This window comes from Blastococcus goldschmidtiae (assembly GCF_031845325.1).
Taxonomy (GTDB): Bacteria; Actinomycetota; Actinomycetes; order Mycobacteriales; family Geodermatophilaceae; genus Blastococcus; species Blastococcus goldschmidtiae.
Genome location: NZ_JAVREI010000001.1, coordinates 585,596 through 609,773, shown reverse-complemented (window position 1 = coordinate 609,773; position 24,178 = coordinate 585,596). Strand labels below are relative to the sequence as shown.

Genomic DNA, 24,178 nt, shown 5'->3' with positions numbered 1-24,178 from the left:
TCTCCCCAGAAGTGACGGCGCACGCCGTGTCCGCGCGACACCCTAGGGGCAGGCCGCGCCGATCCGGCTCCGGAGGGAGCGGCGGCGCGGCGCCGTCAGGAGGTCAGGACGGCGGCGGCGGCCGCGCGCAGCTCCCGCCCCAGGCGGGCCTCGGCGCGCTGATCGGTGCGCACGACGACGACCCGCGGCCCACCCAGGCGCAGGGCCGCGGTCAGCTCGTCGGCCGTCGACACCCGCGTCGCGGTCCAGCCGAGCGCCGTGGCCACCGCGGTCAGGTCGCGGCCGTGCGGCGTGCCGAACACCCGGCGGTAGCCCTCGGCGTAGCGGTCCTCCCCCGGCTCGAGCTGGGCGAAGATGCCGCCGCCGTCGTTGTCCGGCACCACGACGGTGAGGTCCGGAACGGGCTCCCCCTCACCGGTCAGCAATCCGGTGAGGTCGTGCAGGAAGGTGAGGTCGCCCATCAGGGCGAACGACGGTCCGCCGTGCACCGTGGCGGCGCCGATGGCCGTGGAGATGGTGCCGTCGATGCCGGCGACCCCGCGGTTGGCGAGCACGGTGAGGTCCGCGCGGGGCCGGGCCCACAGGTCGACGTCGCGCACCGGCGTCGATGAGCCGAGCACCAGCAGCGCCCCGGAGGGCAGGCCGGCCAGGACGTCGCGGGCCACGCGCGCCGCGGTCAGCTCGGGGCGGGCATCGAGCACCTCGTCGACGGCGGAACCCACCCGGGAAGCGGCGTCCCGCCAGGCGTCCAGCGCCGGCGTGCCGACGGCCGGTTCCCCGGGCATCCGCGGCGCCAGGAGCGGGAAGCCGCCGACGGCCGAGGACGACCGCACCGCGTCGGCCCACCGGGGGCCGGCCGGGACGGTCTCCACACGCACCCGGGCGTCGGACAGCAGCGCGTTCACCGGTCGGGAGAGCGTCGGCCGGCCCACCACGAGCACCCGCTCCGGCCGGTGCTCCGCCAGCCACTCCCCCGCACCCAGCAGCAGCACACCGCCCCGCAGCGAGCCGCCCCAGGCCCCGCTGGAGGGCTCCGCGAGCACGGGCCATCCCGCCCTCGCGGCGATGTCGACCGCGACCGCACCGAGGCCGTGCGGCGCGTCGCCGACGACGACCAGGGTGCTCGCGGGCGCCGGCTTCAGGGGCATCGCCAGACCACCGCCGCGCCCCGCCGTCCAGGGCGCGCCGTCCGGCCGGCCGGCCCACGGGCCGTCCAGCGCCTCGCCGCCGTCGTCGTCGGGCATCAGCGGATCCCGCAGCGCGAGGTTCAGGTGCACCGGCCCGGCATCCCCCGACAGCGTGCCGGAGGCGATCGTCAGCGCCTTGGCCACCAGCGAGCGCCAGTAGCGGTTCTGCGCCGCCTCGCGCCCGGCCTCGGGGACGCCGACGTCCGCCGCCCAGCGCACCGCCCCGCCGTAGAGCGCCGCCTGCTCGATGGTCTGGTTCGCCCCGGTGGCCCTCAGTTCCGGCGGCCGGTCGGCGGTCAGCGCCAGCAGCGGGACACCCGCGGCGTCGGCCTCGAGCACGGCGGCGTGCAGGTGCGCCGCCGCCGTCCCCGACGTGGTGAGGACCGGCACCGGGCGGCCGGAGGCCTTCGCCAATCCGAGCGCCAGGAAGGACGCCGTCCGTTCGTCGATGCGCACGTGCAGCCGCAGCCGGCCCGCCCGCTCGGCCGCGGCCAGGGCGAGCGCGACCGGCGCCGACCGGGAGCCGGGCGCCAGGACGGCATCGGTCACGCCGCCGCGCAGCAGCTCGTCGACCAGCACGCGGGCGAAGGCGGTCGAGGGGTTCACCCGGCGCTCACCGCGGCCATGCGCGCTGCCCAGCGCGCCGCGACGTCCGCGTCGGCGGCCACCGCGTCGATACGGTCGGGCTCGGGGCGGACGACGGGCAGGGCGCCGTCGACCGGGAGCAGCGGGGTGCTCGACACGTCGTCGGTGAACAGCGCCACGGTGGCCAGCCCGCAGGCGAACGGAAGCTCCGGCAGGGCCGCGGCCAGCGCCACTCCCGCGGCGATGCCGACCGAGCTCTCCAGCGCCGAGGAGACCACGCACGGCAGGCCGTGCGCCTCGGCCACCCGCAGCGCGGCCCGCACGCCACCCAGCGGCTGCACCTTGAGGACGACGACGTCGCCGGCCTCGCGCAGATCGACCGCCAGGGGATCGGCCGAGCGCCGCACGCCCTCGTCGACAGCGATGCGGACGTCGATCCGGCGGCGCAGCGCGGCGAGCTCCTCGAGCGTCGCGCACGGCTGCTCGACGTACTCCAGGCCCACCGCGGCGTCCAGTGCCCGGATGCGGGCCACGGCGGTGTCGACGTCCCAGGCGGCGTTGGCGTCCACGCGGACGGCGCCCGACGGTCCGAGCGCGTCGCGCACGGCCTCGACGCGGGCGAGGTCGTCGGACTCAGTCTGCCCCGGCTCGGCGATCTTCACCTTGGCGGTGCGACAGCCCGACGCGGCGACGATGGCGTGCGCCCGTCCGGCGTCGACCGCGGGAACGGTCACGTTCACCGGGACGGCGTCGCGCACGGGCGCGGGCCAGCCCTCGGTGGCGGCCTCGACGGCGGCGGCCCACCAGCGCCGGCTCTCGGCCACGTCGTAGTCCCAGAACGGGGAGAACTCGCCCCAGCCGGCCGGTCCGCGCAGGAGCACGCCGTCGCGGACGTCGATGCCGCGGAACCGGGTGCGCATCGGCACCGAGTAGACCCGTGCCTCCAGCGCCGGTCCACCGCCGGGCGCGGGGTTCGGGATCACGCCACCACCCTAGTTAAAGGACCCCGCTGCCCCCCGACGCTCGCAAGCTCGCGGCGGGATCCTGCAGCGGAGCCGACGACCACCTGTCCCTCCGGGGCGTTCCTCCGGCCGTACGCTCGTCGCTCGTGGCCCGGCACCTGACCCTCGTCCCGGCCGCCGAGCTGACGCGGGCCGACGTGCGTGCGGCGCTGGCCGGCGACCGGCCGCTGGCCGTCCTCCCCGCCGGCCCGCCGGCCGCGGTCGACGCCGCCCGGGCCGTGCTCCGCGAGGACGAGCCCCTCGAGGACGGCACGGACCTCGTGGTGGTGACCTCCGGCTCCACCGGCACGGGCCGCGGCGCGCTGCTGTCCGCCGCCGCCGTGCGGGCCTCGGCGCACGCCACCCTCGACCGGCTCGGCGGACCGGGCAGCTGGCTGCTCGCCCTGCCCGTCTCCGCGATCGCCGGCCTGCAGGTGCTCTGCCGCAGCGAGGTGGCCGGCCGCGCGGCGGTGGAGCTGGGCAGGGGCGAGGACCTCGCCGCGGCGAGCGCCCGGCTGCCGGTCGGCGACCGCCGCTACACCGCCCTCGTGCCCACCCAGCTGGTCCGGTTCCTCGACGCCGAACCCGACGCGCTGCGCGGCTTCGACGCGGTCCTGGTCGGCGGGGCTGCCACCGACCCGGCGCTGCTGGCCCGCGCCCGGGCGCAGGAGGTCCGCGTGGTCACCACCTACGGGATGACGGAGACCGCGGGCGGCTGCGTCTACGACGGCGACCCGCTCGACGGGGTGCGGGTCCGGGTGACCGACGGCGGGCCCGCGCGACCCGGCAGTGGGGGCGTCGAGCTGGCCGGGCCGGTGCTGGCGCACGGCTACCGCCTGGACCCGGCGGCCACGGCCGACGCGTTCCAGGACGGCTGGTTCCGCACCCGCGACGCCGGCAGCCTGGACGACGACGGCCGGCTCACCGTGCACGGCCGGCTCGACGACGTGCTCATCAGCGGCGGGGTGAACGTGGCCCCGGCGGCGGTGGAGGCGGTGCTGCGCGAGCACGCCCGCGTCGCCGACGCCGTCGTGGTCGGGCGACCCGACCCGGAGTGGGGTCAGCGGGTGGTCGCCGCCGTCGTGCCCGCCGGCGACCGCGCTCCCGACCTGGCCGACCTGCGCCGCTGGGTCGGCGACCGGCTGGGGGCGGCCGCGGCACCCCGGCAGCTGCACCTGCTGGCCGCCGTCCCGACCCTGCACACCGGCAAGCCCGATCGCCGCGCGGTCGCGGCCCTGATCCCGGAGGTCTGAGTGGCCACCCCCGCCCAGTGGCTGGCCGGTGCCCGGCCCCGCACCCTCCCGGCCGCGCTCGCGCCGGTGCTCGTGGGCACCGGCGCCGCCGCCGCGCTCGACGGCTTCCGCGCCTCCACGGCGCTCCTCGCGCTGGTCGTCGCGCTCGCGCTGCAGGTGGCCGTCAACTACGCCAACGACTACTCCGACGGCACCCGCGGCACCGACGCCGACCGGGTCGGGCCCATGCGGCTGGTCGGCTCGGGTGCGGCGTCCCCGCGGGCGGTGCTGGGAGCCGCGATGCTCTCCTTCGCCGTCGCCGCGGTGGCCGGGCTGGTGCTGGCCGCGCTGACGAGCTGGTGGCTGGTCGCCGTGGGGGCGGTCTGCATCCTGGCCGCCTGGACCTACACCGGCGGGCCGATCCCCTACGGCTACCGGGCGCTGGGCGAGGTCTTCGTCTTCGTCTTCTTCGGCCTCGTCGCCGTCGTCGGCACCACGTACGTGCAGACCGGCACGCTGCCCGGGCTGGCCTTCGCCGTCTCGGTGCCGATCGGGCTGCTCATCGTGGCGATCCTGGTCGTCAACAACCTGCGGGACATCGACGGCGACGCCCAGGTCGGCAAGCGCACCCTGGCGGTGCTGCTGGGCGAGCGCGGCACCCGGCATGCCTTCGCGGGCCTGTTCGTCGTCGCGCTGCTCGTCGTCCTCGCCGTGGGGATCATCCGCCCCTGGGCGTTGCTCACCCTGCTCGCGGTGCCGCTGGGCATCCCGCCGCTGCGCTCCGTGCTGGGCGGCGGCCGCGGCCCCGCGCTCATCGCCGCGCTGGCCGGCACCGGCCGGCTCACGCTGGCGACCGGCGTGCTCCTGGGGGCCGGCCTCGCGCTCAGCGGCTGAACGTCAGGCCGGCGGCTGCTCGCCGCTGAGCCGGTCGCGGAGCTGCTCCTTCTCGGCGCGGCGGGCCATGCTGCGGGCGACGAGCGCCTCGCTGAGTCGCTCCCGCGAGGGCCGCAGCGCCAGGTAGGCGATCGGCATCGACAGCAGCAGCCCGAACAGCATCCCGGAGAAGAAGTCCAGCCCGGCCCACCAGAGCACCAGGGTCAGCAGAGCGAAGATGCCCAGCCGGCCGACGGTGTGCAGGAGCAGCCAGGGCAGCACCTTGGGCGGCGTCGCCGGACCGCCCGCCGGCCCGGCCGGGGCCGCCGAGGCCCCCGCGGTCTCGTTCTCAGCCATGCCGGCCCTCCCACTTGGTCACTGAAGGCTGTCCGAACCCGTGCGGAACCGGTCGCCGCTCACCCATGCCGCCCCTCCCACTTGGTGGAGAGGACGACGGTGGTGCGGGTGCGCGCCACGCCCCTGATCCGGTTCAACGCGTTGACGGTGGCCTCGAGTGCCGGGATGTCGGCCACACGCACCTTGAGCACGTAGCCCTCGCTGCCGGCCACCCGCCAGCAGTCCTCGATGCCCGACACCTCGCGCATGGCGGTCTCCAGACCGGTGTCGTCGACCGAGTCGCTCTCGATCACGCCGATGAGCGCGGTGACGTCCAGCCCGACCGACGCGGGCTCGATGACCGCCCGGTAGCCGGTGATCACGCCGGCCGCCTCCAGCTTGCCCACGCGCTCGTGCACCGCGGGCGAGGAGAGGCCCACCTGCCGCGCCAGCTCGGCGTAGCTGGCCCGGCCGTTGGCCCGCAGCAGCTCGATCAGGTGCCGGTCGACGGCGTCGATGGCGTGGTCTCCGTCCTCCTGGCGGCCGGGGTTCCGGCCGTCCGCCCGTTCATGGTCGGCACCGAGTATCGCCGCGGTCGTACGCTGGGTTCTGACGAGGGGGTGGGACCATGATCTTCCTGGTGGTGCTCGTGGTGGCGATCGTGGTGATCGCGCTGGTCATGAAGGCTGCGGCAAGTCCGGGCGGGCCCGGTGGTGGCCTGCGCGGGCCCCGGCCACCCCGCGGTCCCCGGCCGCAGCGGCCCACCCGCCCGCTGGCGCCGGACGACGACCCGGAGTTCCTGCGCGAGCTCGAGCGCCGCGCCCGCCGGGACGACGGCTCCCCCGCCTGACTCAGGCGGCCGGTCTCACCCCGAACAGCCGCCACCAGCCGCGGCGCGGCGCCGCGAGGGCCGACGGCTCCTCGCCGTCGGCCTCCCCGCCCACGGCCTCCTGCGTCTTGCCGCCCTGATCCGGGCGGGTGTCGTCCGGCCAGCCCACGGCGCCACCACTGCCATGAGGCGGCTCGGGCCAGCCCGTGCTCGAGCCCCGGTGCTCGCCGTGCGCCGCGGCCGGTGCGCCGGCGCGGCGGACCAGCGCATCGGCGACGAGCGGGTGCACCCCCGAGTCGTCCGCCGCGGAGTGCCTACCCACGGTGACCTCCAGGAGACCTCGGTCCAGGCGCCGTCATGCCTGCATGGAAGCACGCGGGTCCGACAGCCGTCACGGACCCGGCGCGCGCCTCGCCGGAGACGGGTTCACTGCGCGTGAGCACCCGCCCTCCGGGACGGGGGGCTACTCGACGCCGGCGTAGCTGTGCAGGCCGCTGGAGACCAGGTTGACGAAGGTCAGGTTGAAGATCATCACGACCAGGCCGATGACGTTCACCCACGCCGCGGGCCGCCCCCGCCAGCCGGCGGTCGTGCGGGCGTGCAGGTAGGCGGCGTAGACGACCCAGGCGATGAACGACCAGGTCTCCTTCGGGTCCCAGCCCCAGAACCGGCCCCAGGCGCTCTCCGCCCAGATGGCCCCGGCGATGACCGCGAAGGTCCAGATCGGGAAGCCGAACACCGCGGTGCGGTGGGCGAGGCGGTCGAGCACCGAGGACTCCGGCAACCGGGCGACGAAGCCGGCGCCCCGCTCCTCGGCCGGCTTCTGCTCGTCCTTGGAACGGACGAGGTACAGGACGCTGGCGATGCCGCTGACCAGGAAGATCCCGAAGCCGATGATGGCGGTGCTGACGTGGATGGCCAGCCAGCTCGACCGCAGCGCGGCGATGAGCGGGCCGCCCTCGACGTAGAGGAACAGACCGATCGCCACCATGCCCAGCACGACCGGCGCGAGCACGAAGACCCCGATGTGCCGCAGGGCCGGCGAGCGCACCGCGAGCACGACGTAGGCGATCACCGCCACGAGCACGACGGCGGTGGCGAACTCGTACATGTTGCCCCAGGGCAGCCGGTCCAGCGCCAGCCCGCGGCAGAGCAGCACACCGGCGTGGGCCAGCGCCCCGAGAACGGTCAGGCCGATGGCGACGGCGCCCCAGCGCTGCGCACGGCGCGGCCCGGCGAGGTCGGCGTCGTCGGCCGCGCGTCCGCCCGGGGTCCCCGCAGCACCCGCGGCCACCAGCTGCCGAGCCTGTGCCGGACGTCGCCCGAACGCCAGCTGCGCGCAGAACGCCACCAGCGCGACGGAGTACAGCGCGACGGTGATCGAGAAGAGGGTGTCCGACAGGTCGAGGAGCGACTGGTCAGGAGTCACGCGGGGGGACCTCCGAATGCGGTGCGGTGCGGGCGGCGAGCGCGGCCCTCAGGTCGTCGGTGAGGGAGGCGAACCGTGGCGCGCTCTCGCCGCTGCCCCGCGTGAGCGAGGCCAGCGTCAGCACGGTACCGCCGCCGTCGGGGGCGGATCCGGACCGGGCGAACACCCGTTCCCGGCGCAGGAGGAGCAGGCCGAGCAGGCCGGTCAGCAGCGCGATGGCCGACACCAGCACCCACACCTGGCCCGGGTCGTGCGAGTACTGGAGGGCGGCGAACTCCTGGACGCCGCTGAACGTGACGACCGTGCCGTCCTCGAGGGTCATCGAGTCGCCGACGGACAGGTTCGCCGCGCCCGCCTCGACCAGCCGGCCCCGCTCGATCTGGCTGGCGTCCAGCGAGTAGACCGACTGCGGGATGCCGGAGTCCAGGCCGAGGTAGCCCTGGTAGGCCACGACCGCGACCTTCGGGTCCAGCGGACGCGGGTCGATCGAGGTGAGGACGCCGCCCTGCACCAGGCCGGTCGGTGCGAAGAAGCCCTCCAGCGCCAGCTGGCCGCGGCTGTCGCCCCCGACGTCGGGCAGCTTGAGCGCGCCCTCGCTGGCCATCGTCGACGGGTCCGACGGCAGGAACGGCACCGAGATGTCGGTGAACGCCGTGCCGTCGGGGAGCGTCACGCTGAAGGTGGGGCTGAAGCCGTGGCCGGTGACGTACAGCCGGTCGCCGTCGGTGCGCAGCGGGGAGTTGACCCCGATCGTCGTCGGCCGCCCCTCCTCGCCAGGGCCGCCGTACCGGATGTCGGCGGTGAACGACGACGCGGTGAGGTCGGGCTCGTACTCCGCCTTGAAGTCCTCGAGGGTCACGCAGGTCGGCGAGAGGTCGCCGCTGTCGATCAGCGCGCCGGCCGAGTAGGTGTCGTACTGCTGGAAGGAGTTGCAGAAGCCGTCCCCCTCCGTGACCAGGATGCTGCCCTCGTAGCCCCACAGCTTGCCGCCGGCCAGCCCCAGCAGCAGGGCGATAAGCGACAGGTGGAACAGCAGGTTGCCGGTCTCCTTGAGGTAGCCCTTCTCGGCCGAGATCTCCCCCTCGCGGCGGACGACGCGGAACCGCCGGACCCGGAGCTCCTCCTCCACGACGTCCAGCGCGGCGGCGGGGGCCAGCGGCGTCGCCACCTCGCCGGAGTCGGGCAGTCGCAGCAGGTTCCGCGGGGCCGGCGGCGGAGCGGAGCGCAGGGCGCGGGCGTGCTCCACGGCGCGCGGCAGCACGCAGCCGATGAGCGAGATGAACAGCAGCAGGTAGACCGCGGCGAACCAGGGCGAGCTGAACACGTCGAACAGGTAGAGCCGGTCGAGCACCGGCGCGAGGTCGGGGTGGTCGGCGAAGTAGCGCCGGACGTTGGTCTGCGACAGCGAGCGCTGCGGGAGCAGCGAGCCGGGGACGGCGGCCAGCGCGAGCAGGAACAGCAGCACGATGGCCGTGCGCATCGCGGTGAGCCGGCGCCACCAACCCAGCAGCCGGCCGGTGATCCGGCGTCCGAGCGACGGGCCGGCCGGGGGCGGCGGCGCGGCGGCCTCCCGCGGTGGGGCGATGGTGCTCATGACCGGGCTCCAGGGTTCACAGCGAGGTGTCCGCGAGTCCGCTGGCCGCCAGCCAGCCCTGCAGCCAGCGCATCATCTCCGCCCAGGCACCGGTCAGCAGCAGCAGACCGATGATCACGAGGACCGCCCCGCCGATCCGGGTGACCGCGGCGGCGTGCCGGCGCAGGAAGTCGGTCGCGCCCACGGCCCACCGGGCGCCGAGCGCCACGAGGACGAACGGCACGCCCAGCCCGAGGCAGTAGGCCGCGCCGAGCAGCGCCCCCCGCCCGGCGGAGGCCTCGCTCACCGCGAGGGAGTACACGGCGCCGAGGGTGGGACCGAGGCAGGGCGTCCACCCGAGCCCGAAGACGACGCCCAGCAGCGGTGCGCCGGCCAGCCCGGCCGCGGGCCGCACCGACAGCTTCTTCGTGCGCTGCAGCAGGGGCAGCCGGCCGAGGAACGCCAGTCCGACGACCACGGTGACCAGCCCGAAGACGATGTCGAGGGTCCGCGCGTACTGGAGCGCCAGCCGGCCCAGCCCGCCGAACGCCGTCGCGAAGACGATGAACACCGCGCTGAAGCCGAGGACGAAGAGCACCGCGCCCAGCACCATGCGCCCGCGCGGAGCGCGCTCGTCCGTGCGCACCGCGGTCGCCGTCCCGCCGCCGGACGGGGCCGGGGTCGTCGCGGTCGTGCGCGCGCCGGAGCCCACCAGCCCGGTGACGTAGGACAGGTAGCCGGGCACCAGGGGCAGCACGCAGGGCGAGGCGAAGCTGATCAGCCCGACCAGTGCGGCGACCGCGGCGGCGACCAGCAGCGGCCCGTCGCTGACCAGGTCGGCGAAGGTCTCCCCCACGTCAGCCCTCCTCGGTCAGCAACCGGTCGAGGACGGCCCCCAGGTCGTCCTGCCGCACCGCGCCGGTGTACACGGCAGCCACCCGCGACTCCCGGTCCAGCACGATGGTGGAGGGGATGGCGCTGGCCGGGTAGTCCCGGAACGCCAGCGCCACCTCGCCACGCGGGTCGTCCAGCGAGGGGAACTCGATGCCGAAGTTGTCCTCGAACGCCCGGGCGAGCTGGTCGGTGTCCTTGACGTTGATCCCCAGGAACTGCACGCCGTCGTCGCGGACCTCGGCGTAGACCTCCTGGAACTCCGGCGACTCCACCCGGCAGGGGGCGCACCAGGACCCCCAGAAGTTGAGGACGGCGACGTCGCCGGCCAGCTCCGTGGAGGCGAACTCCTCGCCGTCGAGCAGCGTGCCGGCGAACTCGGGCGCGGTCGCCCGCTCGTCCGGCGGGATCACCTCACCGCTCGGGGTGCCCTCGACGAACCGGAACTCCCCGCCGTTGTTCACCGACACCGCCCCCTCGCCGGTGGTGCAGCCGGTCAGGGCGAGCGCTCCGGTGACCAGGGCGAGCAACAGCTTCCTCATGCGCCCGGGACCGCGTCGGAGGGGGTGGCGCCGGCCGGCTCGGCGTAGGTCAGGCCGGCGAACCGGTCGCCGTCGTAGGTCACCGACGTGACGCTGGCCAGCCCGCACTCGCGGCGGCGCGGGTCGTGCAGGTAGCGGCGGCCCTCGAGGTGCAGCCGGGTCGTCCAGATGGGGAGCTGGTGGCTGACCAGGACGGCCTCGTGCCCGCGGGCGGCGTCCCGGGCCGCCTCCACCGCGCGGAGCATGCGGGCGGCGATCTCGACGTAGGGCTCGCCCCAGGACGGCTGGAACGGGTTGCGGAACCGCCACCAGTTGCGCGGCGCCCGGAAGACGCCGCCCGCCCCGCCGACGACCATGCCCTCGAACGCGTTGCCCGCCTCGATCAGCCGGTCGTCGGTGCCGATCTCCAGACCGGCGGCCTCCGCCAGCGGGCGGGCCGTCTGCTGCGCCCGCTCCAGCGGGCTGGAGACCAGGTGGGTGACGTCGTGCCCGGCGAACCACTCCGCGGCCGCGACCGCCATCGCCTCGCCGGTGGTGGACAGCCGGAATCCCGGGAGCCGCCCGTAGAGGACCTTGCCCGGGTTGTGCACCTCACCGTGCCGGAGCAGGTGCACCGTCGTCCGCTCGCTCATGCGTGAGCTCGCGAGCTCGCTCACGTGGACCGCTCGCTGTCGACGGGCCCGGCCGGCTCCGTCCCGTCCGCCTCGGCCGCGGCGCGCGCGGCGGCCGGCAACGCCTCGAGCACGCGGTCCAGCGCCTCGCCGGAGAGCTGCGCGTTGACGAACCACGACTCGAACGCCGACGGCGGCAGGTAGACGCCGCGGGCCAGCATCGCGTGGAAGAAGGCGGTGTAGCGGAAGGCGTCCTGGGTGCGGGCGTCGTCGTAGTTCCGCACCTGCCGCTCGTCGGGCACGAAGAAGACCGAGAACATGTTGCCGGCCTGCTGCACCCGGTGCGGCACCCCGGCGGAGAACAGCGCGGCGCTGGCCGCCCCGCGGAGCACGGCGGCGACCTCGTCGCAGTGCGCGTAGACCTCGTCGGTGCAGTGCCGCAGCGTGGTGAGCCCGGCGGCGACGGCGACCGGGTTCCCCGACAGCGTGCCCGCCTGGTAGACCGGCCCGGCCGGGGCCAGGTGGTCCATGAGGTCGGCGCGGCCGCCGAACGCCGCCGCGGGCAGCCCGCCGCCCATCACCTTGCCGAAGGTGAACAGGTCGGCGTCGACCGGGTCCAGGCCGTACCAGCCCGACCGCGACACCCGGAAACCGGTCATGACCTCGTCGAGGACCAGCAGGGCGCCGTGCTCGGCGGTGATCCGGCGCAGCGCGGCGTTGAAGCCGGGCTCCGGGGGGACGACGCCCATGTTGCCGGCCGCCGCCTCGCTGATGAGCGCCGCGATCTGCGGGCCGCGCTCGGCGAAGACCGCCTCGACGGCGGCGACGTCGTTGTACGGCAGCACCACGGTGTCGGCGGCGGCACCCGTGGTGACGCCCGGGGTGTCGGGCAGCCCGAGGGTGGCGACGCCGGAGCCGGCGGACGCGAGCAGCGCGTCGACGTGGCCGTGGTAGTTGCCGGCGAACTTCACGATCAGCGGGCGGCCGGTGACGCCGCGGGCCAGCCGCACCGCCGAGAGCACGGCCTCGGTGCCGGAGTTGACCAGCCGGACCCGCTGCACCGGCGGCATCCGGTCGCGGATCTCCTCGGCCAGGTCCAGCTCGCCCTCGGTGGGCGCCCCGAAGGTCGTCCCTCGCCGGGCGGCCGCGATGACGGCCTCGACGACGGCGGGGTGCGCGTGCCCCAGCAGCAGCGGTCCCCAGGAGCTGACCAGGTCGACGTAGCGCCGTCCGTCGGCGTCGGTGATCCACGGTCCGGAGCCCTCGACCATGAACCGCGGGGTCCCCCCGACCGCCTGGAAGGCGCGCACCGGGCTGTTCACCCCACCCGGGGTGACGCCGCGGCCGCGGGCGAAGAGCTCCGCGGAGACGGGGGCCTCGTAGGGGAAGGGGGAGCTGTCCGGCGAGGTCACGACCCCAGTGTCCCCTGTGATCCCGGGGCCTCGCCGGGGGTGTCGACCGCCGTGTCGGTGACGCGCACCACCAGCGCCTCGTACAGCGGCGCCGGGTCCCGCGTCGGCACCAGGACCGTGCGCCCGTCGGTGAACTTCAGCGGCAGGCCGGTGCGTCCACGGGGCAGCGACCAGCCGCCGCCGAGCACGGGTGCGCCGGCGTCGACCCCCGAGTCGACGGCCCGGAGGTGGTCGACGTCGATCTGCGACAGCGGCACCCGTTCCCGTCCGACGGCGAGCACCGCGTCCGGGCCCAGGCCGTCCACGCGGACCGTCCACATGCGGCGGGCCGACAGGCAGCCGATGCCGACGATGCCGAGCACGACGACCAGCGCCGACCAGCCGGACCACGGCAGGTCCCGGCCCGGGAGTGCGATCTCGAGCCCGACGAACGCCGCCACCGCGGCCGCCACGATCCAGAACGGCCGCCAGGAACCCCCGTGCTCGACGAACGGCGTCATGGGATCAGCCGCGGGCGAGCCAGCGCGCGGCCTCGACGGCCCAGTAGGTGAGCACCTGACCGGCGCCCGCGCGGCGGATGGCGACCAGCGTCTCGAGGATCGCGCGCTCGCGGTCCACCCAGCCGTTCGCCGCGGCCGCCTCGAGCATCGCGTACTCGCCGCTGACCTGGTACGCCGCCACCGGCACGGAGACCGCGTCGGCGACCTGGCGGACGATGTCCAGGTAGGGCAGGGCGGGCTTCACCATGACGGCATCGGCGCCCTCCGCGAGGTCCTGCGCCACCTCGCGCAGCGCCTCGTCTGCGTTGGGCGGGTCCATCTGGTAGGTCGAGCGGTCGCCGAACTGCGGCGCGCCCTCGGCCGCCTCGCGGAACGGGCCGTAGAAGCCCGAGGCGTACTTGGCCGCGTAGGCCAGGATCGGGACCTCGGTGAACGCGGCGCTGTCCAGGCCCGCGCGGATGGCCGCGACCTGCCCGTCCATCATCCCGCTGGGCGCGACCAGGTGGGCCCCGGCCTGCGCCTGCGCGATCGCCACCGCGGCGTACCGGTCCAGCGTCGGGTCGTTGTCCACGACCATCTCCCCGCCCTGCCCCCGGAGCCCACCCCTGGCGGGGGTGACGACGCCGCAGTGCCCGTGGTCGGTGTACTCGCACAGGCAGAGGTCGGCCATGAGGACCAGCTCGTCGCCCAGGTCCGCCCGCAGCTGCTGCAACGCCACGTTGACGATGCCGTCGGCGGCGTCGGCCTGGGAGCCCACCGGGTCCTTCTCGGCCGGGATGCCGAAGAGCATCAGCCCGCCGATGCCGGCCTCGGCCGCCTCGTGGGCGGCCTTCCGCAGGCTGTCCAGGGAGTGCTGGACGACGCCGGGCATCGAGCCGATCGGCACCGGCTCGGTGATGTCCTGCTTGACGAACACCGGCAGCACCAGGTCGGCCGGTGCCACCCGGGTCTGGGCGGTCAGCCGACGCAGCGCGGGCGTCGACCGGAGCCGGCGCCCGCGCGCGAAGCCGGGGTTCGCTCCCCCGGAGCTCACTTGCCCTCGCCGTCCTCCGCCTCGCGCAGCGACAGCGCGAACTCGGCCAGGGCGTCCACCAGCGGGGCGACGGCGGCCGTCTCGGGCTGCACGTCGACGCGCAGGCCGAACTCCTGCGCGCTGGCGGCCGTCGCCGGGCCGATCACCGCGACCACGGTCTTGGCGTGCGGCTTGCCGGCGATGCCCACGAGGTTGCGGACGGTGCTCGACGAGGTGAAGCAGACCGCGTCGAAGCCGCCGCCCTTGATCGCCTCGCGGACCGATGCGGCCGGCGGCGCGGCGCGCACGGTGCGGTAGGCGGTGACGTCGTCGACCTCCCAGCCGCGCTCCACCAGGCCGGCGGCGAGCACCTCGGTGGCGATGTCGGCGTGCGGCAGGAGCACGCGGTCGATCGGGTCCAGGACGTCGTCGTACTCGGGGAACTCGGCGAGCAGGCCCTGGCTGGACTGCTCGCCCGCGGGCACCAGCTCGGGCACGATGCCGAACGCGCGCACCGCGTCGGCGGTCTGCTCACCGACGCAGCCGACCTTGACGCCGGCGAAGGCGCGGGCGTCCAGGCCCAGCTCGGCGAACTTCTCGCGCACGGCCTTCACCGCGTTCACCGAGGTGAAGACGATCCAGCCGTAGCGGCCGGTGACCAGGCCCTTGACCGCGCGGTCCATCTGCGCGGGGCTGCGCGGCGGCTCGACGGCGATCGTCGGCACCTCGACCGGGACCGCGCCGTAGGCGCGCAGCCGGTCGCTCATCTCGCCGGCCTGGTCCTTGGTGCGGGGAACCAGCACGCGCCAGCCGAACAGCGGGCGGCTCTCCCACCACGACATCCGGGCCCGCTTGTCGACGGCCGCGCCGACGGTGACCACGACCGGTCCGGTGAACGAGTCCAGGCCGGCCGCCTTCTCGGCGACGGCGGACAGCTTGGCGACGACGCTCTTCTGGGCCGTCGAGGAGCCGCCGGTGGTGACGACCACCGGGGTGCTGCCGGACAGGCCGCCCTCGACCAGCCGGGCGGCGGCGTCGGGGAGCTCCTCGACGGTGGCCCGCAGCACCAGGGTGCCGCCGGTGGACGCGGTGGCCCCGGCCAGCGCGCCGAGGTCCACCCCGCTGCGCAGGTCGGCGGACAGCGCCGTGCTGCCGGGGGCGACGCCCGCGAAGGCGGGGACGGCGGTGGCCGGCGCGACACCGGGCACCACGTCGAAGACGACGGAGGTGCGGCCGACGGCGAGCACCTCCTTGACGGCGGCGTCGTCGGTGTAGGGGTCGCCGGCGACCAGCCGCACGACGACCGCGCCACCCTTGGCCGCCGCGACGGCGCCCTTGGCGATCTCGGCCGGCTCGCCGGAGACGGGGACGAGCTCCACCGCGGGGTTGATCCCGCGGACGGCGTCCTGGACGGCGGCCGGCACGTCGACGTCGACGAGCACGGAGGCCGCCTCGGCGATCGCGGCGGTGGCGCGTGCGGTCAGCATGCCGGGGTCACCCGGTCCGGCGCCGACGAAGACGACCCGGCCGGTGCTGCCGACGGTCTTGCGGAAGCGCGTCATCGCGTGCTCCTGATCCTGGCCCGAAGGGCCTTTGTTGCGGGGGTCTCGGGGGTGGCGGGACTCATCCGGTCACCGCCATGAGCTCGACCGCGCCGCGGTCGAGCAGGTCCTCGGCGAGCGCGCGCCCCAGGGCCGAGGCCTGGTCGAGCGCGCCGCTGAGGGAGCCGCGGACGCCGTCGCTGCCGTCGATGGCGGTGACGGACGCGCGCAGGAAGAGCTCGGGGCCGTGCTCGCCCTCGGCCACCTCGGCGTAGGCGGCCACCGGCGCGCTGCAACCGGCCTCGAGGGTGGCCAGCGTGGTCCGCTCGGCCAGGGCGCAGGCCCGGGTCCGGGAGTCCTCCAGCCGGCCGAGCAGCTCGCGGGTGCGGGCGTCGCTGGTGCGGCACTCGACGGCGAGCGCGCCCTGCGCCGGAGCGGGCAGCACCTGGAGCGGGTCGAGGGTCTCGGTGATGACGTCGAGGCGGCCGAGCCGGGACAGCCCGGCGCGCGCGAGGACGACCGCGTCCAGGTCCCCGGGGCCCGTGGCGGAGCCGGCGACCCGGCCCAGGCGCGTGTCCACGTTGCCGCGGATCGGCACGACCTCCAGACCGAGGCCCAGAGCCCGCAACTGGGCGACGCGGCGGGGTGCGCCGGTGCCCACCGTGGAGCCCGCCGGCAGCTCACCGAGGGTCAGTCCGTCGCGGGCGACCAGCGCGTCGCGCGGGTCCTCGCGGGGTGGCACCGCGGCGAGGATCAGGCCGGGCGCCGGCGCGGTGGGGAGGTCCTTGTAGCTGTGCACGGCGAGGTCGATCTCGCCGGCCAGCAGCGCGTCGCGCAGTGCGGTGACGAAGACGCCGGTGCCGCCCAGTTGGGCGATGGCGGCCTGCGACCGGTCGCCCTCGGTGGTGATGTGGACCAGCTCCACCGGGGTGCCGGTCGCGGCGGTGATCGCATCGGCGACGGTCTGGGACTGGGTGCGCGCCAGCACGCTGGCGCGGGTGCCCAGCCTGAGCACGGCCGTGCCCGCGGTGGTCTCGGCGGAGGTACGGACAGCGGTCATGCGGCACCTCCCGTGCGCTCGGGGTCGACGGTGACAGCGTCGGCCAGACTGGTGGTCTCGCCGGCGACGTCGGCATCGATGCCCAGGCCGAACAGGGCGCGGAGCGCCCCGGCGTAGTCGGTGCCGCCGGGGACGGCGGCCAGTTCCTTCACCCGCACGGTCGGCTCGTGCAGCAGCTTGTCGACGACGCGGCGGACCGTGCGCGCGATCTCCTGCCGCGAGCGGGGATCCAGGTCGGGCAGCCGAGCGGAGAGCCGGAGGAGCTCGGCGTCGACGACCTCGGCAGCCTGGCTGCGCAGGGCGGAGACGGTGGGCGCCACGGCGGCCGCCTGCTGCTCGGCGCGCAGCAGCGCGGCCTCGGCCTCGATCATCGCGTGCGCGGCGGCGATGTCGTCGGCGGCCACCGGACCGGCCGTCGGTGCGCCGGCCTCGCGGGCGGCCACCCGCTCGCCCTGCAGCAGGGCCAGGTCGACGACGTGCACGCCCGGCAGCGCGGCCACCCCCGGGTCGACGTCGCGGGGCAGCGCCAGGTCGACGACGGCCATGGGGCGGCCCGTGCGCTGCTGCATCGCCGCGGCCACGGTGTCGGTGCTCACCACGATGCCCGAGGCGCCGGTGCAGGACACCAGCAGGTCCGCGGCGGCGAGTTCCCCGGCCGCGTCGGCCAGCTCGATCGCCCGGCCGCCCAGGGTGGTGGCCAGCCGCTGCGCGGTGGCGTGGGTGCGGCTGCCGATGACGACGTCGGCACCACGGCGGGCCAGGGTGGTGGCGGCCAGCGCGCCCATGGAGCCGGCACCGACGACGAGCGCGCGGCGGCCGGCGAGGTCTCCGATGCGGGCCTCGGCGCGGTCCAGCGCCACGGAGACCAGCGAGGCCCCCGCGCGGTCGATACCGGTCTCGGAGTGCACGCGCTTGCCCACCCGCAGGGCGCGCTGGGCGATCGGGTGCAGCGCCCGCCCGACGGTGCCCTCCTCGCGGGCCAGGGCGTAGGCGGCGCGCAGCTGGCCGAGGACCTGCGTCTCGCCGACCACCATCGAGTCCAGCCCGGCGGCGACGGTGAACAGGTGCGTGACGGCCTGGTCCTCGTAGTGGACGGTCACGTACGGGGAGAGCTCCTCGACCGAGGCGCCGGCCTGGCGGGCGAGCACCCGGCTGACGTCGGTGACGCCGCCGTGGAAGCGCTCGACCTCGGCGAAGACCTCGATCCGGTTGCAGGTGGCCAGCACCAGCGCCTCGGCGACGTGGTCGCCGTCGACCAGCTCGTGCAGGGCCTTCACCCGGTCGTCGTCGGACATCGCGAACTGCTCGAGCAGCGCGACGGGTGCGGTCCGGTGACTGATCCCCACTGCCAGGAGGCTCATGCCGCCTCCTCGCTGGCGCTCGTCGGCAGCATTCGCAGGCTCGCCGTGTCCGTGGCGGAACTCGCACGCTCGTTCACGCGGACTCCCCCACCCCGGCGGGCACCCGCTGCTGCCCGAGGAAGGCCAGCACCTGCAGCTCCACGGACAGATCGACCTTGCGGACGTCCACACCGGCGGGAGCGGTGAGCGTCACGGGCGCGAAGTTCAGGATGCTGCGCACCCCGGCCGCGGCCAGCCGGTCGCACACCCGCTGCGCCACCTCGGCCGGCGTGGTGAGGACGCCGATGGAGGCGCCCGTCGCGGCGACGACGTCCTCCAGCTCGTCCAGCGCGCGGACCTGCAGGCTCCCGATGCGCTGGCCGATCCGGGCCGGCGAGGCGTCGAACAGACCGACGAACTCGAAGCCGCGGGTGCCGAAGCCGGCGTAGTCGGCCAGGGCCGAGCCGAGGTTGCCGATGCCGACCAGGACGCAGCCGTGGGCCCGCTCCACGCCGAGGACGCGGGTCAGCCGGTCACGCAGCAGAGCGACGTCGTAGCCCACGCCCCGCACGCCGCACGGCCCCAGGTGGGAGAGGTCCTTGCGCAGCCCGGCAGGGTTCACGCCCGCGGCCGAGGCGAGCTCCCCGGAGGAGACGGTGCTCCGACCGCCGTCGGCGAGCGTGGCCAGCACCCGGAGGTACACGGCCAGGCGGGCGACGGTGGCCTCCGGGATGGTCCGGGGCCGCGGCTGCATCAACGGGCTCTCCACAGCGGCCGCCCCCGACGACCGGCAGCAGCCGGGCGGTGCGACGACACGCAGAACGACGACAAGGTTCGATGATCCGCGGGCACGAGGTGACCGCGGACGCCACGGTAGCCGCTTGTGAACGCAGGAACAAAGTGCCGGACGACGCGTCAGCCCGCCGACCTGCCCGAACGGGTGGCGCTGTGGCGGAGACCACGTCGACGGGCGCCGTGCACCCGCCGTTCACACCTAGTTCAGGCGAGTCCCAGATCCCTGCGCAGGCGCGGCACGTCGACGGTGAAGTAGGAGTGCTCGCGTCCGTCGAGCAGGATCACCGGCACGCGGTCCCCGAACTCCGCCTGCAGCGCCGGGTCGGCGTCCACGTCCACCGTCTCCGGCACCAGCCCGGCCTCCCCGGCGATCCGCCCGAGGGTCTCGGCGGCCACCTCGCACAGGTGGCAGCCGGCCCGGGTCAGCAGCCGCAGCCGGGGCCCCGCCGACCCTGGATCACTCGTCATCGGACTCCGGCTCCACTCCGGACAGGCCCAGCTCGCGCAGGCGGGCACGGCTGACCTTGCCGGTCAGCGAGTGCGGCAGGCTGGGCAGGAAGTGCACCGAGGTGGGGACCTTGTAGCGGGCCAGCGAGCCCGCGGCGTGCTCGCGCAGCTCCTCGACGGTGAGCCTCGAACCCGGTTCCAGGGCCACCACCGCCCGCACCGCGGCACCGGTGCGGGGATCGGCGACACCGATGACGGCGCTCTCGGCGACGGCCGGGTGGGTGTCGAGGACGCGCTCCACCTCGGCCGGGTAGACGTTGAACCCGCTCACCAGGATGAGGTCGCTGCGCCGGTCGACCAGGTGCAGGTCGCCCTCGGCGTCCCGGTAGGCGAGGTCGCCGGTGCCGAGCCAGCCGTCGGCGTCCGGCCCGTCGGCACCGTCGGGCCAGTAGCCGGAGAAGAGGTTGGGCCCGCGGATCCACAGCTCGCCCGGACCCTCGCCGGGGCCGTCGTCCGGGCCTTCCTCCTCCGCCCCGTCCGCCGTCCCCTCGCCGGCCGTCGGGACGGCGTCGTCGATGTCGGTCGGGTCGGCGGTGTCCGCGGTGTCGCGCAGGGCCACCTCGATGCCGGGTAGCGGGCCACCGATGCAGTTGGGCTTGGGCCGGCCGGTGACCACGGTGCTGGCCACGACGGGCGAGGCCTCGGTCAGCCCGTACCCCTCCCAGACCGTGACCGCGGCCCGGTCGCGCATCGCGGTCCAGACCTCCTCGGGGAGCGGCGCCGCACCGGAGGACGCCACCCGCACCGCGGCGAAGGCGCGACGAAGGGAGGTGGAGGGGCGGGTGGGATCGTTCGCCGTCTCGGCGTCGGCCAGCGCCAGCCAGGCCTGGTACATCGGCGGTGCGCCGGGCACCGCGGAGACGTGCTCCTCAGCCATCACGGCCAGGGTGGCGCGCGGGTCGAAGGTCTCCTCGAGCACCGCGCAGGCACCCGTGGCGGCGACCAGGCCGAACCCGGCGTTCAGGCCGTAGACATGGAACAGCGGGAGCACCAGCAGCACGCGGTCGTCCGCGCGCACCGGCGGCGGCTCCATGGCCAGGCACTGCTCCTGATTGGCGCGCAGCGCCCCCGAGGTCAGCATCGCGCCCCGCGGCCGTCCGGTGGTGCCGCTGGTGTAGCAGAGGAAGGCCAGCTCCGAGGGGTCGTCGGCGACCGCGGGCGGCGGGCCGTCGCTCTCGGGTGCTCCGGGACAGACCGGCACCCCGGCGATGGCGTCGCGCTCCACCGGCGCGACGAGCAGCGCGGCGCCGGAATCGGTGAGGACGTACTCGAGCTCGGGCTCGGTGTAGGCGGTGTTCACCGGCACCACCACCAGCCCCGCGCGCAGCGCCCCCAGCACGGCACGGAGCCAGGCCAGGCCGTTGGGCAGCTGCACCGCCACCCGGTTCCCGGGCACCAGGTCGCGCGCGGCGTACCCGGCGGCGGCACGGTCCACCGTGGCATCGAGCTCCGCCCAGCTCAGCCGCTCGTCGCGGGTGACGACGGCCGGCGCGTCGGGGCGCTGACGAGCCGCGGACCGCACCAGTGCGGCCAGCGACCTCCCTGCCTCCAGGTCCGACACATCTCCTCCGTTGGCGCGGGCCTCGCGCTCCGCCGGCGACACCGGCGATTCGTCCGGCGGGCTGGCGTGGACGGGCTGGGGCGATGTTGTCACCATGGGGCCAGCCCCGCAGCTCACGCGCCGTATGTCGCCGAGCGCGTCGGGGAGGAGACGGTCCAGGCACGGCGGGCCGACGAGGAGGTCATCGCCCGCAATGCCGCACCCCCTCGACGCCGGCCAGCCGGCGCCGGCCGAGGCCCGGCGCCCGCGGCCGAGCCCGCGGCCGCGGCCGACGCCGCACCCCCGGCCGAGCGCGGAGAGGCGTCCGGCCGGCGTCGCCGACCCCGACGTCGCGGCGCCGGACGTGGCGCTGCCCGTCACCCGCGGTTCCGAGGACGCGGGCGCCCCGGCGGCCGCCGACGGCCCGGACGTCTGGGACTGGGTCCGGCGCACGCAGGAGGGCGACGCCGAGGCGTTCGGGCAGCTCTACGACCACTACGTCTCGCTGGTCTACCGGTACGTCTACAACCGGATCGGCGACCGGCCGACCGCGGAGGACGTGACCAGCGAGACCTTCGTGCGGGCGCTGCGCCGGATCGACTCGCTGAGCTTCCAGGGCCGGGACGTCGGCGCCTGGCTGGTCACCATCGCGCGCAACATCGTGCTCGACCACGTGAAGAGCAGCCGGTACCGGCTGGAGGTCGCCACCGCGGACATGCGGGACGCGGACCGGGTCACCGACGGACCCGAGGACGCCGTCGTCGCCCACCTGACCAACCGCGAGCTGCTGGCGTGCGTGCAGCAGCTGGGCAGCGAGCAGCAGGAGTGCATCGTGCTGCGCTTCATCCACGGCCTCTCGGTGGCCGAGACGGCAGAGATCATGGGGAAGAAGGACGGCGCGATCAAGGCGCTGCAGCACCGCGCCGTGCGTCGCCTCGCCGGGCTCCTCCCGGACGGTCTGCGATGAGAGCGACACCATGGCTCCGGGGCGTAACCGGGTGCCCCCCGGTCTCGTTGAGCCGTCTGCGAGCGAGTGCGCCGACGACCGGCCGCGCCGCCCCGGCGACCGGAGGTACCCCGTGACCACGCACGAGAGCAACGCGGCGCCGCCCCGCCGTGCTGCCCTCGACGCGGACAGCCGGGACGCCCGGGTCGTCACGATGCTGCAGGAGCTCGCACCCCATCTCGAGGCCGAGCCGGACCCCGAGTTCCGCCGGGCCACCCGGCAGCGGCTGGTGGCGATGGCCGCCGTCCGCACGCCCGAGCCGGCCCGCCCCTCGGCGCTGCGCCGGCTGCTCGCCGCCCGCGCCGCCGATGCCCCCGCCGGCCGCTGGCGGACCCGAACGACCGCCGGCCTGGCCGGCGCGGCCCTGACGGTGACCTCGCTCGCCACGCTGGTGGCGCTGTCCAGCGCAGCTCGACCCGGCGACGTCCTCTACGGCGTGAAGCGCGGCACCGAGCAGACCCAGCTGGCGCTGGCCGGCGACTCCCGGGGCCAGGCCCTCCTGGACCTGGCGCGGACCCGCCTCGACGAGCTCGCCGATATCGACGGCGACGCGGCCCTGGTCTCGTCGACCCTCGCGACGATGGACGAGCAGACCCGCGAGGGCGCCTCCTGGCACTTCACCCGTGCCCTGGACTCCGCCGACACCGCGTCGCTGGACCAGCTGTCCGGGTGGACCGCCGACCAGTCCGCACAGCTGGACGCGGTGCGGAGCGAGGTCCCGGCGGCGGCGAGTGACGACGTCGCCGGGTCCATGGGGCTGCTCGCCGACATCACCGAGCGCGTCGACGTCCTGCGCGCGGCCCTCGACTGCCCGACCCGCCCGGCTCTCGTCGGCGCCGACCGGCTCGGCCCCGTGCCCGGGACCTGCGTTCCGCCCAGCCAGGCGCCGCAGAGCCCTGGTGCTCCCGCGGGCCCGGACAGCTCGGTGCCGGGCGGCCCGGCCCCGACCACCGCTCCGGACCCGGCCGCCGATCCCACCACGCCGGCCGGCCCGACGGGTGAGCAGCCGGCACCGGCGCCCGCTCCGGCACCGGCACCGGCACCGGGGCCCGCTCCCGCGCCCGCACCCGCACCCGCACCCGCACCCGCACCGAGCAGCGCTCCCGGTGGCCTGCTGCCCCTGCCCCTGCCCCCGGTACCGAGCGCGCCGGCGCCGTCGACGGCCACGCCGGAGCCCGTGCTGGAGGTGCCCCTCGGCCCCCTGCCCGTGGGTGTCTGCGTCGGCGGCCTGCTGCACCTGGGAGAGTGCTGAGCAGCCGCTTCGACCGGGTCCACGGGCCCGGCTAGGGTCGCTGACGTCGGTGCCCGCCCGCACGGGAGGGCCGGATCCAGGGAGGATGACCGTGCCGCGACTGCCCTTCCGGAGCCGCAAGGACATCCGTCCCGGTGAACCGGGCGGTGAGGAGACCCGCGCCCACGTGGCCGGTGCCGCGTCCGCCGCGGCCGCCGACGTCGCGCCGCCGCCCGCGGTCGAGCCGGACCCGGCCGCCGCGGCGTTCTTCGACGTCGACAACACGATGATGATGGGCGCCTCGCTCTTCTGGTTCGCCCGCGGCCTGGCAGCCCGGAAGTACTTCTCCACCCGGGACATGGCCGGCTTCGTGTGGCAGCAGGCCAAGTTCCGGATCGGCGGCAACGAGGGCAACCCCGACGACATGCTGACCATCCGCGAGAACGCCCTGGCCTTCGTCGCCGGCCGAGAGGTCTCGGAGATCGTCCGCCACAGCGAGGACATCTACGACGAGCTGATGGCCGACCGGATCTGGGCCGGCACCCGGGCGCTGGCCCAGCAGCACCTCGACCGGGGCCAGCGGGTCTGGCTGGTCACCGCGACGCCGGTCGAGCTCGCCTCGATCATCGCCCATCGGCTCGGCCTCACCGGGGCGCTCGGGACCGTCTCCGAGATCGTCGACGGGCGGTACACGGGGCGGCTGGTCGGTGAGCTCATGCACGGACCCGCCAAGGCGGAGGCGGTGCTGGCGCTGGCGGAGCGGGAGGGGCTGGATCTCTCCCGCTGCACCGCCTACAGCGACTCGGCGAACGACCTGCCCATGCTCTCGCTCTGCGGCACGGCGGTCGCGGTCAACCCCGACACCGAGCTGCGCGCCGTCGCCAAGGCGCGCGGCTGGACGATCCGCGACTTCCGCACCGGCCGGAAAGCCGCGAAGATCGGCGTTCCCACCGTGGCCGCCGCGGCGCTGTCCGGCGGCCTCGTCGGCGGCGCCCTCGCGCTGCGCCGCCGCAACAAGTTTCCCTTCTGATTGTCGGCCTCCCGCCGACACCGCAGCCACGAGCCGTACCCCTGCTGCGACGAGCCGCCCCTGCCCCTCGTCAGGGAGCCTCCGGACCCGTTCCTCAGGGCACCTCGCAGAGCGG

The 24,178-nt window shown here is 75.7% G+C and carries 25 protein-coding genes; 6 read left to right on the top strand and 19 right to left on the bottom strand.

Annotation, left to right across the window (positions count from 1 at the left end; all coding sequences use genetic code 11):
- Positions 1-95: 95 nt before the first annotated feature.
- Both menD and RM425_RS03060 read right to left on the bottom strand, forming a co-directional pair.
- Complete coding sequence (gene menD / locus RM425_RS03065; RefSeq protein WP_311343710.1) at positions 96-1,793, bottom strand: 2-succinyl-5-enolpyruvyl-6-hydroxy-3-cyclohexene-1-carboxylic-acid synthase; 1,698 nt, start codon at positions 1,791-1,793, stop codon at positions 96-98.
- Positions 1,790-2,755, bottom strand: coding sequence for an o-succinylbenzoate synthase (locus tag RM425_RS03060; protein WP_311343709.1), 966 nt, complete (start codon positions 2,753-2,755; stop codon positions 1,790-1,792). Before RM425_RS03060 ends, menD begins: the two co-directional genes overlap by 4 nt.
- A 125-nt stretch (positions 2,756-2,880) precedes the next feature.
- Here RM425_RS03060 and menE point away from each other — a divergent pair, with 125 nt between their 5' ends.
- Together menE and RM425_RS03050 are read left to right on the top strand one after the other, a co-directional pair.
- Complete coding sequence (gene menE, locus RM425_RS03055) at positions 2,881-4,026, top strand: o-succinylbenzoate--CoA ligase (protein ID WP_311343708.1); 1,146 nt, start codon at positions 2,881-2,883, stop codon at positions 4,024-4,026.
- Positions 4,027-4,899 carry a 1,4-dihydroxy-2-naphthoate polyprenyltransferase gene (locus tag RM425_RS03050; RefSeq protein ID WP_311343707.1) on the top strand — a complete coding sequence of 291 codons (873 nt, stop codon included), beginning with the start codon at positions 4,027-4,029 and terminating at the stop codon, positions 4,897-4,899.
- A gap of 3 nt (positions 4,900-4,902) precedes the next feature.
- On the opposite strand, the gene RM425_RS03045 is transcribed toward RM425_RS03050, so the two are convergent.
- The gene (locus tag RM425_RS03045; RefSeq protein WP_311343706.1) at positions 4,903-5,235 is read right to left on the bottom strand and encodes a DUF4229 domain-containing protein; all 333 of its coding nucleotides are present in this window, start codon (positions 5,233-5,235) and stop codon (positions 4,903-4,905) included.
- 59 nt (positions 5,236-5,294) lie between these two features.
- Positions 5,295-5,732, bottom strand: coding sequence for an Lrp/AsnC family transcriptional regulator (locus RM425_RS03040; protein WP_311344023.1), 438 nt, complete (start codon positions 5,730-5,732; stop codon positions 5,295-5,297).
- A 110-nt stretch (positions 5,733-5,842) separates the two neighbouring features.
- On the opposite strand from RM425_RS03040, the gene RM425_RS03035 reads away from it, so the two are divergent.
- Positions 5,843-6,064 (top strand): hypothetical protein, encoded by a 222-nt coding sequence (locus RM425_RS03035; RefSeq protein WP_311343705.1) that lies wholly within the window; start codon positions 5,843-5,845, stop codon positions 6,062-6,064.
- Between the two features lies 1 nt (position 6,065).
- On the opposite strand, the gene RM425_RS03030 is transcribed toward RM425_RS03035, so the two are convergent.
- From RM425_RS03030 to RM425_RS02960, 15 genes are all read right to left on the bottom strand, one after another.
- A complete protein-coding gene (locus tag RM425_RS03030; RefSeq protein ID WP_311343704.1) occupies positions 6,066-6,365 on the bottom strand; it encodes a hypothetical protein in 300 nt (99 codons plus the stop codon).
- A gap of 141 nt (positions 6,366-6,506) precedes the next feature.
- Positions 6,507-7,472 carry a c-type cytochrome biogenesis protein CcsB gene (ccsB, locus tag RM425_RS03025; protein ID WP_311343703.1) on the bottom strand — a complete coding sequence of 322 codons (966 nt, stop codon included), beginning with the start codon at positions 7,470-7,472 and terminating at the stop codon, positions 6,507-6,509.
- Positions 7,462-9,066 (bottom strand): cytochrome c biogenesis protein ResB, encoded by a 1,605-nt coding sequence (gene resB, locus RM425_RS03020; protein ID WP_311343702.1) that lies wholly within the window; start codon positions 9,064-9,066, stop codon positions 7,462-7,464. The genes ccsB and resB overlap by 11 nt, the downstream gene beginning before the upstream one ends.
- Before the next feature lie 16 nt (positions 9,067-9,082).
- The gene (locus RM425_RS03015; RefSeq protein WP_311343701.1) at positions 9,083-9,901 is read right to left on the bottom strand and encodes a cytochrome c biogenesis CcdA family protein; all 819 of its coding nucleotides are present in this window, start codon (positions 9,899-9,901) and stop codon (positions 9,083-9,085) included.
- 1 nt (position 9,902) lies between these two features.
- Positions 9,903-10,478, bottom strand: coding sequence for a TlpA family protein disulfide reductase (locus RM425_RS03010; RefSeq protein WP_311343700.1), 576 nt, complete (start codon positions 10,476-10,478; stop codon positions 9,903-9,905).
- Positions 10,475-11,134: a histidine phosphatase family protein gene (locus RM425_RS03005; RefSeq protein WP_311343699.1), complete on the bottom strand. Its 660-nt coding sequence runs from the start codon at positions 11,132-11,134 to the stop codon at positions 10,475-10,477. The genes RM425_RS03010 and RM425_RS03005 overlap by 4 nt, the downstream gene beginning before the upstream one ends.
- On the bottom strand, positions 11,131-12,501 hold the full coding sequence (gene hemL, locus RM425_RS03000) for a glutamate-1-semialdehyde 2,1-aminomutase (RefSeq protein ID WP_311343698.1): 1,371 nt from the start codon (positions 12,499-12,501) through the stop codon (positions 11,131-11,133). Before hemL ends, RM425_RS03005 begins: the two co-directional genes overlap by 4 nt.
- Positions 12,498-13,001 (bottom strand): hypothetical protein, encoded by a 504-nt coding sequence (locus tag RM425_RS02995; protein ID WP_311343697.1) that lies wholly within the window; start codon positions 12,999-13,001, stop codon positions 12,498-12,500. The genes hemL and RM425_RS02995 overlap by 4 nt, the downstream gene beginning before the upstream one ends.
- Before the next feature lie 4 nt (positions 13,002-13,005).
- Positions 13,006-14,034: a porphobilinogen synthase gene (gene hemB, locus RM425_RS02990; RefSeq protein WP_311343696.1), complete on the bottom strand. Its 1,029-nt coding sequence runs from the start codon at positions 14,032-14,034 to the stop codon at positions 13,006-13,008.
- Complete coding sequence (locus RM425_RS02985) at positions 14,031-15,575, bottom strand: uroporphyrinogen-III synthase (protein ID WP_311343695.1); 1,545 nt, start codon at positions 15,573-15,575, stop codon at positions 14,031-14,033. The genes hemB and RM425_RS02985 overlap by 4 nt, the downstream gene beginning before the upstream one ends.
- Before the next feature lie 61 nt (positions 15,576-15,636).
- Entirely contained in the window at positions 15,637-16,614 is a 978-nt protein-coding gene (gene hemC / locus RM425_RS02980) for a hydroxymethylbilane synthase (RefSeq protein ID WP_311343694.1), read from the bottom strand.
- The gene (locus RM425_RS02975; protein ID WP_311343693.1) at positions 16,611-17,975 is read right to left on the bottom strand and encodes a glutamyl-tRNA reductase; all 1,365 of its coding nucleotides are present in this window, start codon (positions 17,973-17,975) and stop codon (positions 16,611-16,613) included. The genes hemC and RM425_RS02975 overlap by 4 nt, the downstream gene beginning before the upstream one ends.
- A gap of 73 nt (positions 17,976-18,048) precedes the next feature.
- Entirely contained in the window at positions 18,049-18,708 is a 660-nt protein-coding gene (locus RM425_RS02970; protein WP_311343692.1) for a redox-sensing transcriptional repressor Rex, read from the bottom strand.
- 245 nt (positions 18,709-18,953) lie between these two features.
- Positions 18,954-19,217, bottom strand: a complete 264-nt coding sequence (locus RM425_RS02965) for a glutaredoxin family protein (RefSeq protein ID WP_311343691.1) — start codon at positions 19,215-19,217, stop codon at positions 18,954-18,956.
- Entirely contained in the window at positions 19,207-20,817 is a 1,611-nt protein-coding gene (locus RM425_RS02960) for an AMP-binding protein (protein WP_311343690.1), read from the bottom strand. The genes RM425_RS02965 and RM425_RS02960 overlap by 11 nt, the downstream gene beginning before the upstream one ends.
- Before the next feature lie 193 nt (positions 20,818-21,010).
- Between RM425_RS02960 and RM425_RS02955 the strand changes: the two genes are divergently transcribed.
- The 3 genes from RM425_RS02955 (at position 21,011) to RM425_RS02945 (ending at position 24,063) form a co-directional block, all read left to right on the top strand.
- A complete protein-coding gene (locus RM425_RS02955) occupies positions 21,011-21,763 on the top strand; it encodes a sigma-70 family RNA polymerase sigma factor (protein WP_311343689.1) in 753 nt (250 codons plus the stop codon).
- 112 nt (positions 21,764-21,875) lie between these two features.
- On the top strand, positions 21,876-23,054 hold the full coding sequence (locus tag RM425_RS02950; RefSeq protein ID WP_311343688.1) for a DUF5667 domain-containing protein: 1,179 nt from the start codon (positions 21,876-21,878) through the stop codon (positions 23,052-23,054).
- 85 nt (positions 23,055-23,139) lie between these two features.
- Positions 23,140-24,063 (top strand): HAD family hydrolase, encoded by a 924-nt coding sequence (locus RM425_RS02945; RefSeq protein WP_311343687.1) that lies wholly within the window; start codon positions 23,140-23,142, stop codon positions 24,061-24,063.
- The last annotated feature ends 115 nt before the right edge of the window (positions 24,064-24,178 follow it).

Excerpts from the sequence above, each read along its gene's own strand:
- RM425_RS03035 (WP_311343705.1), top strand. The coding sequence starts at position 5,843 with ATGATCTTCCTGGTGGTGCTCGTGGTGGCGATCGTGGTGATCGCGCTG.
- RM425_RS02945 (WP_311343687.1), top strand. The coding sequence starts at position 23,140 with ATGACCGTGCCGCGACTGCCCTTCCGGAGCCGCAAGGACATCCGTCCC.
- RM425_RS02975 (WP_311343693.1), bottom strand. The coding sequence starts at position 17,975 with ATGAGCCTCCTGGCAGTGGGGATCAGTCACCGGACCGCACCCGTCGCG.
- RM425_RS02955 (WP_311343689.1), top strand. The coding sequence starts at position 21,011 with ATGCCGCACCCCCTCGACGCCGGCCAGCCGGCGCCGGCCGAGGCCCGG.
- hemC (WP_311343694.1), bottom strand. The coding sequence starts at position 16,614 with ATGACCGCTGTCCGTACCTCCGCCGAGACCACCGCGGGCACGGCCGTG.
- RM425_RS03010 (WP_311343700.1), bottom strand. The coding sequence starts at position 10,478 with ATGAGGAAGCTGTTGCTCGCCCTGGTCACCGGAGCGCTCGCCCTGACC.
- RM425_RS02970 (WP_311343692.1), bottom strand. The coding sequence starts at position 18,708 with ATGCAGCCGCGGCCCCGGACCATCCCGGAGGCCACCGTCGCCCGCCTG.
- RM425_RS02995 (WP_311343697.1), bottom strand. The coding sequence starts at position 13,001 with ATGACGCCGTTCGTCGAGCACGGGGGTTCCTGGCGGCCGTTCTGGATC.
- RM425_RS02985 (WP_311343695.1), bottom strand. The coding sequence starts at position 15,575 with ATGACGCGCTTCCGCAAGACCGTCGGCAGCACCGGCCGGGTCGTCTTC.
- RM425_RS03045 (WP_311343706.1), bottom strand. The coding sequence starts at position 5,235 with ATGGCTGAGAACGAGACCGCGGGGGCCTCGGCGGCCCCGGCCGGGCCG.
- resB (WP_311343702.1), bottom strand. The coding sequence starts at position 9,066 with ATGAGCACCATCGCCCCACCGCGGGAGGCCGCCGCGCCGCCGCCCCCG.
- RM425_RS02965 (WP_311343691.1), bottom strand. The coding sequence starts at position 19,217 with ATGACGAGTGATCCAGGGTCGGCGGGGCCCCGGCTGCGGCTGCTGACC.